The sequence below is a fragment of the Roseateles sp. FW305-36 genome (assembly GCF_058787015.1).
In genome coordinates this window covers 89,118-102,091 of the sequence record NZ_JBYSZK010000023.1, presented here as the reverse complement: position 1 = coordinate 102,091, position 12,974 = coordinate 89,118, and the positions used below count along the sequence as shown (strand labels likewise).

The window sequence follows — 12,974 nt, the reverse complement described above, 5'->3', positions numbered from 1 at the left end:
GATCAAGCGACCTGGAATGCCGTCAAGCATCTGCAGTCTCCATCAGAGGCTTGACACCGAACACAGTTGCTCGGGGGGACCGGTCAGACTTGCTGGCGTTCAGCCATGCAAGGCTGGACGAGGGGCTTCAGTCGCGGGACGGGCCCTTCTCCGGCGCCAGCGGCTCGAAGACGAAGCGCATGCCGCGCGTGTAACTCTCGGCCTTGGTGCCGGCATGCCGCTCGCCGTCGATGGTGCGGTTCTCGAACACCAGGCCGGGGTGCTTGAGCTCCGGCAGCAGGGCCTGGTAGCGCTTGATGCCGGCCAGAAAGCCCGGCCATTCGTTCTCGGCCCCTGTCACGTACAGACGCGCCTTGATGGGCTTGCCCGTCGCGGCATAGGCCTTGGCCTGGCCGATGATCCAGTCGCCGCCCACCACCACGGCCGGGCTGGCCGCGATATAGCCCTTGAAGAGATCGGGCTTGGCATACATCGCATGCAGGGTGAACAGGCCGCCCAGCGAACTGCCGGCCAGATAGCGCTGGGCCGGGTCACCCCGGTAGTCGCGCTCGACCAGCGGGAAGATGTCCTTCTCCAGCGCGGCAATGAATTGGTCCGCATGGCCGGTGCCCAAGGCCAGCGGGCTCACGCGCACCGGCGACAACTCCCAGTTGCGCAGCTCGCCGTAGTCCAGGTTGTCGCCGGCATAGCCCAGGCCGACGATGATGAACTCCGGCACGACCTTGTCGTAGTTCAGGTTGTTGTAGGAGGCCACGACGGTGGCGAAGTCCCAGTAGCCGTCGGTCACGTAGAGCACCGGGTAGCGGCGCTTGGGGTCCTTGGCGAAAGAGCCCGGCAGGTGGACGTGCAGCTGGTAAGTGCGGCCGTCGGCGTTCTTGGGCAGGGCGCGCAGCTGGGTGTTGGGAATCGTGTGCGGCGGATAGGCCGCCTGGGCCTGCGCCTGCAGGGCGGTGAACAGGAAGGCGAGAGTCAGGACGAATCGCTTCATGACGGGCAGCACGGATGGCAACGCTGTCAGTTTAGAGGGCGGCGACAATGCCGCCCGTGAGCCTGCCCAACAAACTTTCCCTGTTCGTGTCCTGTGCCGGCGGCGTCGAGCCGCTGCTGGAGGAGGAGCTCAAGCGCTTCCTGCCACCCGGCGTGCGCAGCAAGGTCGAGGTGCTGCGTGGCGGCTGCGGCGTGCTGGGCACGGCCGAGGACGTGCTGCGCATCAATCTCGAGAGCCGCCTGGCGCAGCGCGTGCTGGTCGAGCTGATCGAAGGCCCCTACCGCCACGAGGAAGACCTCTATGCCCTGGCCCGCCGCGTCGACTGGCGCGACTGGATCACGCCACGGCACACCCTCCGCGTCGACACCGTCGCCCAGCGCTCGCCGCTGAAGAGCCTGAACTTCACGACGCTGCGCATCAAGGACGCCATCTGCGACCAGCTGCGCGAGCACACCGGCGAGCGCCCCAGCGTGGACACCCACTCGCCCGACCTGCCGGTGCTGCTGCACGTCGGCCCCGAACGCGCCGCGATCTACGTCGACACCTCGGGCGAACCGCTGTTCAAGCGCGGCTGGCGCGTCGACAAGGGCGATGCGCCGCTGAAGGAGACGCTGGCCGCCGCCATGCTGGCCGCCGCCGGCTGGCGCGGTGAGTCGGCCCTGCACGACCCCTGCTGCGGCTCCGGCACCATTCCCATCGAAGCCGCGCTGATCGCCTGCGATTCGGCGCCGGGCCTGCTGCGCCGCTTCGCCTTCGAGCGCCAGATCCCTTTCTCCACGCCGGCGCTGAAGGCCGCGTGGGGCGAGATGGCCCAGGCCGCGCGCGCCCGCATCCATCCGCCCGCCGTGCCCATCTACGCCAGCGACGTGGCCTTCCGCATGGTTGACTTCGCGCGCCGCAATGCCGAGCGAGCCGGCGTCGCCCAGTACATCCAGTTCAACGGCGGCGACGCGCTGGAGCGCCCCGCGCCGCAACTGCCCGAGGGCATGGCCGGCGCCATCGTCATGAACCCCCCCTACGGCGAGCGCATCGAGGTGCGCGGCAAGGCGGCCATGACGCGCGATGCCGGCGGCAGCGAGGAGCGCGATGCGGGGGATGACTTCTTCCCCCGCCTGGCCGCACACTGGAAGCGCCAGTACACCGAGAACCCGGCCGGCTGGACGGCCTGGATGCTCAGCCCCGACATGAAGCTGCCCAACAAGATGCGGTTGAAGGAATCACGTCGCGTGCCGATGTGGAACGGCCCCATCGAATGCCGGCTGTTCCGCTTCGACCTCGTCAAGGGCTCGGCGCGCAAGCCGGCTGAAGGCGATGCAGCCGCGTGAGCTGATCGCTGCGACGCTGCTGGCGCTGGCCGCCGCCGCCGCGCCCGCCGCACCCTGCACCCTGGTCTTCGGCCAGGGACGCAATCCACCCAGCGAGAGCGGCCCGGACTGGGACGCGCTGAACCAGAACTTCAACACCGCCGTCGCCAACGCCCTCGATGTCGACGACCGGCGCATCGTCTCGATGGCGATGCCGGCCGTGCAGGCGGATCCGGCGGCGGCCGGCGCCGCCCTGCTCGAACAGGCCGACAACCTGGGCTGCAACACGCTCATCGAAACGGCCCTCTTCCAGGACGAAGCCGGCACGCTGGTGCTGCGCCTGCGCGTCTACCCGCTGCTGCCCACGCTGGGCGACGGCGGCGTCATCAACGGCCTGCGCATCGGCACGCCGCTGTTCGTGACCCAGCGCGACCTGGACATCAAGTCACTGCCGCGCCTGAAGCCAGACCTCGTCGGCCAACAAATGGCCGCCGAATACCTTCAGCACGATCGGCGCTGAAGCAGCGCCAGCGCGGCCAGCGCCGCCGCGCACAGCGCGATGGGCACCAGGCTGGCCCAGTTCATCCACTGCCAGCCGCCCGTCGTGACCAGGGCGCCCGACGAGAACGAAGTCAGCGTCATGGTCGCGTAGACGCCGGTGTCCAGCAGCCCCTGGGCGCGCGTCTTCTCCTCGGGGCGATAGGCCTGGGTGAACAGCGTCGTGCCGCCGATGTAGAGGAAGTTCCAGCCGATGCCCAGCAGCAGCAGGGCGCCGAGGAAATGATCCAGGTCCTGGCCCGACAACGCGAAGGCCACGCAGCCGAGATTGAGCAACACGCCCACCGCCATCACGGGCAGCACGCCGACACGCTTGATCAGCGGCCCGGTGAAGAAACTGGGCACGAACATGCCCAGCACATGCCACTGCAGCACCGTCGTGGCGTCTGCGAAGGGCAGGCCGCACTGGCCCATGGCGATGGGCGTGGCGGCCATCAGCAGGTTCATGACGCCATAACCGAGCGCACTCGCGGCCAGCGCGACCAGGAAGACGGGCTGTCGCGCCAGCTCGGCGCTGGAGCGGCCGCCGGCACCGGGCACGGGCTGGGCCAGAGGTGGGAAGTCGATCAGCGAGATCAACAGGAAGCCCACAACGGCGACGCCTATCAGCAGCAGATAGGCGCCGGCAAAGGGCGCCACCAGCAGGTTCTTGCTTTCGCGCGCCAGGACCGGTCCGACGATGGCGCCCAGGCAGCCCCCGCCCAGCACCCAGGAGATGGCGGCCTCGCGCTTCTCGGGCGCGACGATCTCGGTCGCGGCGAAGCGGTAGAGGGCCGCGTTGGACGTGTAGTAGCCCGCCACCAGCGTCGCGAGCACGACACCCCAGAACTGCGAGTGCAGCACGCTCCACAGCGCGACGGCGCAGCACAGCATGGCGACGACGAGACCGATCTGGAAGGCACGCCGGCGGCCGAAACGCAGCTGGTGTCGGCCCACCATGCGCGCCATCAGCGCGCCGCCGGCCACGTAGGCGCAGATGGGCAAGGTGGCCATCCACGGCCGCGGCGCCAGCGCCAGACCGACGAGGCCATTGATGGCCATGAAGCAGATGTTGTTGGTCAGGAACAGGCCCTGGACCAGGACCAGCAGGGCGAGCTTGCGGTTCAAGACAGGGCGAGCCAGGAGAGCACGGCCAGCGGCGCGGTGTCGGCACGCAAGATGCGCGGGCCCAGCGTGATGGCCACGAAGCCGCGGGCGCGGGCGGCCTCCTCTTCGGCGTCGCTGAGGCCGCCCTCGGGGCCGCTGAGGAAGAGGGCACGCTGCTGGGGAAAGCCGGCCAGCGGCGAGGCGGCGCGCGGGCTCAGCAGGCCGCGCCACTCATCGTCGCGAGGTGGCAGCGAAGCGAGCCAATTCGCCAAGGGCAGAACGGGCTCGACGCGCAGCGGCACGGTGCGGCCGCATTGCTCGGCCGCGGCGACGGCCACGCCCTGCCAGTGGCTGCGCTTCTTGTCGGCGCGTTCGCCGTTCAGGCGCAGCACCGAGCGCTCGCCCATCAGCGGCTGCAGGGCCGCGGCGCCGAGTTCCGAGGCCTTCTCGACCAGGAAGTCCATGCGGTCATTGGCCGGCATGACGACGGCCAGCGTGATGTGCAGTGCCAGTTCGCGCTGCGGCTGCTCGGCAGCAAGCAGCTTCACCCTGACCTCGCTGCGGCCCATGGCCGTCACCTCGGCCTGCCATTCCGGGCCGCTGCCGTCGAACAGGGTCAAGGCATCACCGGGCTGCAGACGCAGCACCTGCACATGGCGGGCGGCGCCGGGCGGCAGGGCGATGTCGCCATCGGTCGCGGCGAGCGGGGTGTCGACGAAGAAGCGGGGCAAGGCGGACTCTGCAGGCGGTAGGCCCGCGAGTGTCCCTCAGCGCAGGCCGAGGGCGTCGCGCACGGCCTGGGCGGCGTCTTCGCCCTTGGCCTTCTGCACGCGCTCGACGAGTTGCAGGGCCAGGCCCTGCAGGGTGGCGAGACTGTCGGCGCGTTCGACCTCGAGGGCGAAGGCATAGCCCTTGAACGGGCCGAGCAGCTTGGTCGCCTCGCCGCTCAGATAGGTGTACAGGGCCGCGCGGTCCAGCAGCGGCGAATGACCTGCCGCCGCCGGGGCCGGCGCCGCGGGAGCCAGCGGCGCAGGTGCCGTCGCCACGGGGGCCGGCGCTGCCGCCGGCGGTTGGGTCGCCATGGGTTGGCCGGCAGCGTTCTGGGCCGCGATCAGGCCATGCTGGCGCAGGGTCTCGAAATCGGCCTCGCTCGCACCGGCGACGAGGCGCACCCACTCGCTGCCCGGCTTGCTTGCGTCCAGCACAAGCAGCAGGTTGCGCGCGGTGCGCGACAGCGGCAGGGTCCGCGCGCGAATCTCGGCGCGGCCAGCATCGGTTTTGGAATACAGCAGATCGAGCACGTTATCGAACCTCGCCTGCGGGCGGGTTCACCACCCGCGGGCCATGGGAAAGCATCAGCTCTTGTCCCGCAATTCCCTGCGCAGGATCTTGCCGACCGGCGTCTTGGGCAGTTCGGTACGGAACTCCACGATCTTCGGACGTTTGTAGCCCGTCAGGTTGGCTTCGCAATAGGCGCGAACGTCAGCTTCCGTGACATTCGGGTCTTTCTTCACGATGACGACCTTCACCGCCTCGCCGGCCTTGCTGTCCGGCACGCCCACGGCGGCGCATTCCAGCACGCCGGGCATCTGGGTGATGACGTCCTCGACTTCGTTCGGATACACATTGAAGCCGCTGACCAGGATCATGTCCTTCTTGCGGTCGACGATCTTGAAATAACCGCGTTCGTCGACGGTGCCGATGTCGCCGGTGCGGAAATAGCCGTTGGCCGTCATGACCTTGGCGGTCTCGTCCGGACGCTGCCAGTAGCCGGCCATGACCTGCGGGCCCTTGATGGCGATCTCGCCCGGCTGGCCCATGGGCACTTCGTTGCCGTCGTCGTCCAGCAGCTGCAGGTCAGTCAGCGGCATGGGCAGGCCGATGGTGCCGCTGTAGGCGGTGCTGTCGGTCGGGTTGCAGCTGGCCGACGGCGAGGTCTCGGACAGGCCATAGCCCTCGACGATGGGGCAGCCAGTCTTTTCCAGCCACAGCTTGGCCGTGGCCTGCTGCACGGCCATGCCGCCACCCACCGAGATGACGAGGCGGCTCCAGTCCACCGTGCCGAAGTCGGCATGGTTGGCCATGGCCATGAACAGCGTGTTGACGGCCGGGAAGCTGTGGAAGCGGTGGTTGGCCAGTTCCTTGAACACCGCCGGCAGGTCGCGCGGGTTCGGAATCAGCACATTGGCGCCGCCCATGTGCATGGACAGCATCATGTTCGTGTTGAAACCGAAGATGTGATACAGCGGCAGCGCGCAGATGGTCGTGACCTGCTCGCCGACCGGGATCTTCTTCAGGGCCGGCTGGTACCAGGCCTCGCTTTGCAGGATGTTGGCAACCAGGTTGCGGTGCAGCAGCACGGCGCCCTTGGACACGCCGGTCGTGCCGCCGGTGTACTGCAGCACGGCGATGTCGTCGGGGCCCAGCTTGGGCGCCTTGTAGGTCAGGCCGCGGCCCTTGGACAGCGCGTCGTTGAACTTGATGGCGCCCGGCAGCTCGAAGGCCGGCACCATCTTCTTGACCTTGCGGACCACGTAGTTGACGAGCAGGCCCTTGAGGCCAAGCATGTCGCCCATGGACGCCAGGATGATGTGCTTGGTGGGCACGTTGCGCACCACCTGCTGCAGCACCGAGGCGAAGTTCTCGATGATGATGATGGCCTTGGCGCCCGAGTCCTTGAGCTGGTGCTCCAGTTCGCGCGGCGTGTACAGCGGGTTGACGTTGACGACCACATAGCCCGCCCTCAGCACGGCGGCCACGGCCACCGGGTACTGGAAGAGGTTGGGCATCATGAGGGCGACGCGGTCGCCCTTCTCCAGGCCCAGGCTCTGCAGATAGGCGGCCATCGCACGCGAAGCCTCGTCCACCTGCGCAAAGCTGACGCTCTTGCCCATCATCAGATAGGCGGGCTTGGCGGCGTTCTTCTTGAACGAGGTGTCCAGCAGGTCGACCAGGCTGGGGTAGAGCGACACGTTGACGTCGCGCGGCACAGCGGCCGGGTAATGCTTCAGCCAGATCGGCTCCATGCCTTGTCTCCTTCTTTGTTGCGGCGATTCTGACCGAAGGCTGACAGCCCACGGGTCAGGGGATTCGATAGCGCTCTCTAGGGAGCGCTTTCCGCAGGGCTATTCGACGGCCTTGAGCATGTCCTCCACGACCTTCTTGGCGTCGCCGAAGACCATCATGGTCTTGTCCATGTAGAAGAGTTCGTTGTCCAGGCCCGCATAGCCGGCCGCCATCGAGCGCTTGTTGACGATGATGGTCTTGGCCTTGTAGGCCTCCAGGATGGGCATGCCGTAGATGGCGCTGCCCTTGACGTGGGCGGCCGGGTTCACGACGTCGTTGGCGCCCAGGATGATGGCCACGTCGACCTGGCCGAACTCGCCGTTGATGTCTTCCATCTCGAAGACCTGGTCATAGGGCACCTCGGCCTCGGCCAGCAGCACGTTCATGTGGCCCGGCATGCGGCCGGCCACCGGGTGGATGGCGTATTTGACGGTGATGCCCTTCTCGGTGAGCTTGGCGGCCAGTTCCTTCACCGCATGCTGGGCGCGCGCCACGGCCAGGCCGTAGCCCGGCACGATGACGACGCTTTCGGCATTGCCGAGCACGAAGGCCGCGTCGTCGGCACTGCCGCTCTTCACGTTGCGCTGCTGGGCCGCACCCGCCGCCGGGCCGCCGACCTCGCCGCCGAAGCCGCCCAGGATGACGTTGAAGAAGCTGCGGTTCATCGCCTTGCACATGATGTAGCTCAGGATCGCGCCGGAGCTGCCCACCAGTGAGCCGGAGATGATCAGCATGCTGTTGTTCAGCGAGAAGCCGATGCCCGCCGCCGCCCAGCCGGAATAGCTGTTCAGCATGGACACGACGACCGGCATGTCGGCGCCGCCGATGGGGATGATCAGCGTCACGCCCAGCACGAAGCCCAGGGCGATGACCAGGCCGAAGTCCATGGCGCTCTGGCTGTGCCAGAAACCGAAGATGAAGAAGGCCGCCGCCAGGCCCAGCACCGCGTTCAGCGCATGTTGGCCCTTGAAGACCACCGGCGCGCCCTGGAACAAGCGGAACTTGCTGCCGCCCGACAGCTTGCCCCAGGCGATGACGGAACCGGTGAAGGTGATGGCGCCGATGAAGGCACCCAGGGCCAGCTCGATGCGGTTGCCGCCCGGAATGGGCGCCAGCGTGCGCGGGGCGACACCGTCTTCCGGCGCGATGGCCGCCAGCGCGGCGTCCATGGCCGGCGTGATGCCGAAGGCCGCCGGCTCGGCGACGGCCGCGACCGCGATGGCCACGGCGGCCAAGCCGATCATGCTGTGGAAGAAGGCCACCAGTTCGGGCATCTTGGTCATTTCGACCGTCTTGGCCTTCCAGGCGCCAAAGCCGCCGCCGACGACCAGGCCCAGCAGCACCCAGGTCAGGCCGACGCCCGAGCCAGCCAGCTTGACGATGAGGGCCGCCGTCGTGAGGGCCGCGATGGCCATGCCGGTCATGCCGAAGAGATTGCCGCGGATGGACGTTGTCGGATGCGACAGGCCCTTGAGCGCCTGGATGAAACAGACGCTGGCGATCAGATAGAGCAGCGTGACGAGATTCATGCTCATGGCTTGCCCTCCGCGACCGGTGCCTTCTTTTCCTTCTTTTTGAACATCTCCAGCATCCGTCGCGTGACGAGGAAGCCGCCGAAGATGTTGACCGCGGCCAGGGCCACGGCCAGCACGCCCATGCCCTTGGCGAAGGGCGTCTCGGTCATGGCCGCGGCCAGCATGGCGCCGACGATGACGATGGCCGAGATGGCGTTGGTGACGGCCATCAGCGGCGTGTGCAGGGCCGGCGTGACCGTCCAGACCACGTGGTAGCCCACGTAGATGGCCAGCACGAAGATGATGAGATTGATGATGGTGTGGTCGACGACATCCATGCTCAGCTCCGGGTCACTTGACCGTCTTGGGTCACGCGGCAGGCCGCGACGATGTCGTCATCCAGCGGCACGTTGAACGTGCCCTCCTTGGAGATGACGAGCTTCAGGAAGTCCAGCACATTGCGGGCATACAGCGCCGACGCATCGGCCGCGACGAGCGCCGGCAGATTGGTCTCGCCGATGATGACGACGCCGTGCTTGGTGACAGTCTTGCCGGCCTCGGTCAGCGGGCAGTTGCCGCCGGCGGGGGCCGCGATGTCGACGATGACAGAGCCGGGCTTCATGGCCTTGACCATGTCCTCGGTGACCAGCACCGGGGCGGCGCGACCGGGGATCAGGGCCGTCGTGATGACGACGTCGGCCGCCGCGACGCGCTTGGCGACCTCGGCCTTCTGGCGGTCCAGCCAGCTCTGCGGCATGGGGCGGGCATAGCCGCCGACGCCTTCCGCTGCTTCCTTCTCCTCGGCCGTCTCGTAGGGCACGTCGATGAACTTGCCGCCGAGGGACTCGACCTGCTCCTTCACCGACGGCCGCACATCGCTGGCCTCGATGACGGCACCCAGGCGCTTGGCCGTGGCAATCGCCTGCAGGCCCGCGACGCCGACGCCGAGGATGACGACGCGCGCCGCCTTCACGGTGCCGGCCGCCGTCATCAGCATGGGGAAGAAGCGCTGGTAGCGGTCGGCCGCGATCATCACGGCCTTGTAGCCGGCGATATTGGCCTGGCTGGACAGCACGTCCATGCTCTGGGCCCGCGTCGTGCGCGGCGCGGCCTCGAGGGCAAAGCTCGTCAGGCCCGCACCGGCCATGGCGGTGAGCCCGTCGCGGTCGAAGGGGTTGAGCATGCCGACCAGGGCGGCGCCCGATTTCATCAGCGGCAGCTCGTCGGCGCCAGGTGCGCGCACCTTCAGCACCAGCTCGCTGCCGAGGGCGGCGGCCTGGTCGACGATCTCGCAGCCCACGGCCTCGTAGGCGGCATCGGTGACGCTGGCGGCGACGCCGGCGCCGCTCTCGATGCGCAGCGTGTGGCCGGCGGCCTTCAGCTTCTTGGCCGTCTCGGGCGTGACGGCCACGCGGGTCTCTCCGGCCGCGCGTTCGCGCGGTACGCCGATCTGCATGGAAGCTCCTGTCGGGGGGCAAAGGGTGCGCGGCAGCTTACACAATGGATGGGCCAGTCCCGTGCGGGATTTCGATGGGAGGTTTCATGACTGCCACAGACCGGTTTCGCCCCAGCGTGACTGTCGCCGCCGTGATTGCACGGGAAGACCACTACTTATTGGTCGAAGAAGACACACCCGAGGGCCTGAGGCTGAACAACCCCGCGGGACATCTGGAGCAGGCCGAAAGCCCGATTCAGGCCGTCGTGCGCGAAACGCTGGAGGAGACCATGCGGGCCTTCCAGCCCGAGGCCTTCCTCGGCGTCTACCTGGCCCGCTTTGTCCGCCCGGCACGTTTAGAGGATGTGACCTATGTTCGACTGGCCTTCAGTGGTGCAGTGGGCGAGGAAATCGCCGGCCGCACCCTGGACCAGGGCATACGCCGCACGCTATGGCTGAGCCTGGACGAGATCCGCGCCTGCGCCGACCGCCACCGCAGCCCGCTGGTGCTGGCCTGTGTCGAGGACCACGCGGCCGGCCGCCGGCTGCCGCTGGATACTGTCTTCGCCCATCCCTCGCTGGCCCAGCCCTGGGTCAACGCCTGACACCGGATCTCCCATGCCCCATCTGCTGCTGCGCTGCCTGCTGACTGCCCTGCTGTCCTTCGCCGCCCTCGGCGCCTCGGCCCTCGACTTCAGCGGCGCCCGCCAGCCGCTGGTGATCGGCGACACGCTGATGCTGGAGTCCCGCGTGCTGGGCGAGACGCGGCGCATCAACGTCTACGCGCCGCCGGGCTACGCCGAGAGCACGACGGCCCGCCTGCCGGTGCTGGTGATGCCCGACGGCGGCCTCGCCGAGGACTTCCTGCACGTGGCCGGTTTGCTGCAGGTCGGCTTCGCCAACGGCACCGTGCGGCCCTTCCTGCTGGTGGGCATCGAGAACACCCAGCGCCGCCGCGACCTGACCGGCCCGACCACGCAGGACAGCGACCGCAAGATTGCGCCGCGCGTCGGTGGCTCGGCGGCCTTTCGCGCCTTCATCCGCGACGAACTGCTGCCGGCCGTGGCCGCGCGCTACCGCGTGACCGATGAGCGCGTGCTGATGGGCGAGTCCCTCGCCGGCCTGTTCACCGTCGAGACCTGGGTGCTGGAGCCCGAGCTCTTCAGCACCTATGTCGCCTTCGACCCCAGCCTGTGGTGGAACGCCGCCGGCCTGACGGTACCGGCCCAGGCCGCACTGCGCCAGCGCAAGGGCGTGGCGCCGCGTCTCTTCATCGCCACCAGCTCCGAGCCCAGCCTGGTGGCACCGGCGCAGGCCTTCGTCGACATGCTCAAGCGCGAGCTGGCCCCCGGCAGCGACTGGCAGGTGCTGAACCTGCCGCAGGAGACTCACGGGACGATTTATCACCCGGCCGCCCTGCTGGCGCTGCGCCAGCTTTTCAAGCCGGCGCCCTAGACAACGTGAATTTCGACGCTCGGCGGGCCGCGGCGCGCGGTCGGGGCTGAAGGGTGGGCGTCACAATTCTTGGCCCCCCGCCCAACATGCCCGACACGCCGTCCTGCTCCCACCGCCTGCGCCTCGCCGCCTGCCTCGCCCTGCCCCTGGGCCTGGCCTTGCGTGCCACCGCCCAACCGCAGCCGCCGGTGCAGATCGCAAGCTGGGACCGCACGACCAATCCCCTGATCGGCGTCAGCGAGGCCGTGCTGACGCGGCTCTATGCCGACATCGGTCAGCCCCTGCAGTTTCTCGACCTGCCGGCCCGCCGCGCCGGCCTGCAGCTGGCCAGCGGCGAAGTCGACGCCAACACCCACCGGGCCCGCGACTACATCGAAGCCAACCCGGGCGTCGTCGCCGTCGCCACGCCGCTGGGCCAGGTCGTGCTGCGCGCCTACACGCGCGACCCCACGCTGCGCATCAGCAGCTGGGCCGACCTGACGCGCTGGCGCGTTGCCCACCTGCGCGGCGTCGTGCGTGTCGAGCAATTGATGCCGCCCGGCACGCACCGCGTCGAGGCCGGCAGCCTGCGCGAGCTGTGGCGGCTGCTCGCCACGGAAGCGGCCGATGTGGCCGTGCTCAGCGAGCTGGCCGGCAGCCCGGCGCAGAAGCCCGCGGGCGTGCCAGGCCTGCAGCGCCTGGACGTCGTGCTGGACGAGCACACCGTCCACCATGTGCTGGCCGGCCGCCACGCCGCCCTGGCCCTGAAGCTCAATGCCGCCCTGCTGCGGCTGCAGGCCAGCGGCGAGCTGGAGGCCCTGCGCCAGTCGACGTTGCAGGCCCTGCTGAAGCGCCAGGTCGGCGGCTGACAATGCCGGCATGACATCCCCTGCCGACTTCATCGAGGTCTACGACGGCGCGCTGAGCCCCGAGGCCTGCCGCGCTCTGGTCGAGCGTTTCCAGGCCAGCAACCGCCTGCAGCGCGGCGAAACCGGCAGCGGCGTCGACGTGACGATGAAAGACAGCTGGGACATCGCCATCAGCCGCCACCCCGAATGGGCGGACGCCTGCCAGCAGCTCGACAACGCCGTCATCGCCGGCTTCAAGCACTATCTGCGCCGCTATGCCCATCTGGCCCTGGCGCCGCTGAAGCTGCAGATGCAGAAGGCCGATGGCAGCCTGGCACCGCTGGATGCCGAGGCCGTGGCCGGGCTGAACGACGAGATGCTGATGGGCCTGATCGCCAAGGTCTTCCGCCCCGGCGCCATCAATCTGCAGCGCTACACGGCCGGCCAGGGCGGCTACCCCTACTGGCATTGCGAGCAGTACCCGCGGCTGGACCAGGGCGAGGCCCTGCACCGGGCGGTGCTGTGGACCCTCTATCTGAACGACGACTTCGCCGAGGGCGAGACGGAGTTCCTTTACCAGGGCCGCAAGATAGTTCCTCGCACCGGCAGCCTCTTGATCGCGCCCGGCGGCTTCACCCACACCCACCGCGGCAACCGGCCCCAGGGCGGCGACAAGTTCATCGCCACCAGCTGGGTGCTCTACCAGCGCGCGGAAAGCCTGTTTCCAAAAGGCTGAAGGGC

The 12,974-nt window shown here is 68.6% G+C and carries 14 protein-coding genes; 6 read left to right on the top strand and 8 right to left on the bottom strand.

The window, feature by feature from the left end:
* Positions 1-127: 127 nt before the first annotated feature.
* Positions 128-988: an alpha/beta hydrolase gene (locus AC3WOE_RS29095; protein ID WP_492695746.1), complete on the bottom strand. Its 861-nt coding sequence runs from the start codon at positions 986-988 to the stop codon at positions 128-130.
* A 47-nt stretch (positions 989-1,035) separates the two neighbouring features.
* On the opposite strand from AC3WOE_RS29095, the gene AC3WOE_RS29090 reads away from it, so the two are divergent.
* Together AC3WOE_RS29090 and AC3WOE_RS29085 are read left to right on the top strand one after the other, a co-directional pair.
* The gene (locus AC3WOE_RS29090) at positions 1,036-2,313 is read left to right on the top strand and encodes a THUMP domain-containing class I SAM-dependent RNA methyltransferase (protein WP_492695744.1); all 1,278 of its coding nucleotides are present in this window, start codon (positions 1,036-1,038) and stop codon (positions 2,311-2,313) included.
* Positions 2,300-2,812, top strand: coding sequence for a hypothetical protein (locus AC3WOE_RS29085; RefSeq protein ID WP_492695742.1), 513 nt, complete (start codon positions 2,300-2,302; stop codon positions 2,810-2,812). The genes AC3WOE_RS29090 and AC3WOE_RS29085 overlap by 14 nt, the downstream gene beginning before the upstream one ends.
* On the opposite strand, the gene AC3WOE_RS29080 is transcribed toward AC3WOE_RS29085, so the two are convergent.
* The 7 genes from AC3WOE_RS29080 to AC3WOE_RS29050 form a co-directional block, all read right to left on the bottom strand.
* Positions 2,794-3,957 (bottom strand): MFS transporter, encoded by a 1,164-nt coding sequence (locus tag AC3WOE_RS29080; protein ID WP_492695740.1) that lies wholly within the window; start codon positions 3,955-3,957, stop codon positions 2,794-2,796. The genes AC3WOE_RS29085 and AC3WOE_RS29080 overlap by 19 nt on opposite strands.
* Entirely contained in the window at positions 3,954-4,667 is a 714-nt protein-coding gene (locus AC3WOE_RS29075; protein ID WP_492695737.1) for a 16S rRNA (uracil(1498)-N(3))-methyltransferase, read from the bottom strand. Before AC3WOE_RS29075 ends, AC3WOE_RS29080 begins: the two co-directional genes overlap by 4 nt.
* A 36-nt stretch (positions 4,668-4,703) precedes the next feature.
* Positions 4,704-5,237 carry a hypothetical protein gene (locus AC3WOE_RS29070; RefSeq protein WP_492695735.1) on the bottom strand — a complete coding sequence of 178 codons (534 nt, stop codon included), beginning with the start codon at positions 5,235-5,237 and terminating at the stop codon, positions 4,704-4,706.
* 54 nt (positions 5,238-5,291) lie between these two features.
* Entirely contained in the window at positions 5,292-6,962 is a 1,671-nt protein-coding gene (locus AC3WOE_RS29065; protein WP_492695733.1) for a long-chain-fatty-acid--CoA ligase, read from the bottom strand.
* 99 nt (positions 6,963-7,061) lie between these two features.
* Positions 7,062-8,537, bottom strand: coding sequence for an NAD(P)(+) transhydrogenase (Re/Si-specific) subunit beta (locus tag AC3WOE_RS29060; protein ID WP_492695731.1), 1,476 nt, complete (start codon positions 8,535-8,537; stop codon positions 7,062-7,064).
* Entirely contained in the window at positions 8,534-8,854 is a 321-nt protein-coding gene (locus AC3WOE_RS29055) for an NAD(P) transhydrogenase subunit alpha part 2 (RefSeq protein WP_492695729.1), read from the bottom strand. Before AC3WOE_RS29055 ends, AC3WOE_RS29060 begins: the two co-directional genes overlap by 4 nt.
* Positions 8,855-8,856: 2 nt before the next feature.
* On the bottom strand, positions 8,857-9,972 hold the full coding sequence (locus AC3WOE_RS29050) for a Re/Si-specific NAD(P)(+) transhydrogenase subunit alpha (RefSeq protein WP_492695727.1): 1,116 nt from the start codon (positions 9,970-9,972) through the stop codon (positions 8,857-8,859).
* A gap of 86 nt (positions 9,973-10,058) precedes the next feature.
* Here AC3WOE_RS29050 and AC3WOE_RS29045 point away from each other — a divergent pair, with 86 nt between their 5' ends.
* From AC3WOE_RS29045 to AC3WOE_RS29030, 4 genes are all read left to right on the top strand, one after another.
* Positions 10,059-10,556 carry an NUDIX domain-containing protein gene (locus AC3WOE_RS29045; RefSeq protein ID WP_492695725.1) on the top strand — a complete coding sequence of 166 codons (498 nt, stop codon included), beginning with the start codon at positions 10,059-10,061 and terminating at the stop codon, positions 10,554-10,556.
* A 13-nt stretch (positions 10,557-10,569) separates the two neighbouring features.
* Complete coding sequence (locus AC3WOE_RS29040; protein ID WP_492695723.1) at positions 10,570-11,406, top strand: alpha/beta hydrolase; 837 nt, start codon at positions 10,570-10,572, stop codon at positions 11,404-11,406.
* An 86-nt stretch (positions 11,407-11,492) separates the two neighbouring features.
* Positions 11,493-12,254, top strand: a complete 762-nt coding sequence (locus AC3WOE_RS29035) for a hypothetical protein (RefSeq protein ID WP_492695721.1) — start codon at positions 11,493-11,495, stop codon at positions 12,252-12,254.
* A 10-nt stretch (positions 12,255-12,264) separates the two neighbouring features.
* The gene (locus AC3WOE_RS29030) at positions 12,265-12,969 is read left to right on the top strand and encodes a 2OG-Fe(II) oxygenase (protein WP_492695720.1); all 705 of its coding nucleotides are present in this window, start codon (positions 12,265-12,267) and stop codon (positions 12,967-12,969) included.
* Positions 12,970-12,974 lie beyond the last annotated feature (5 nt).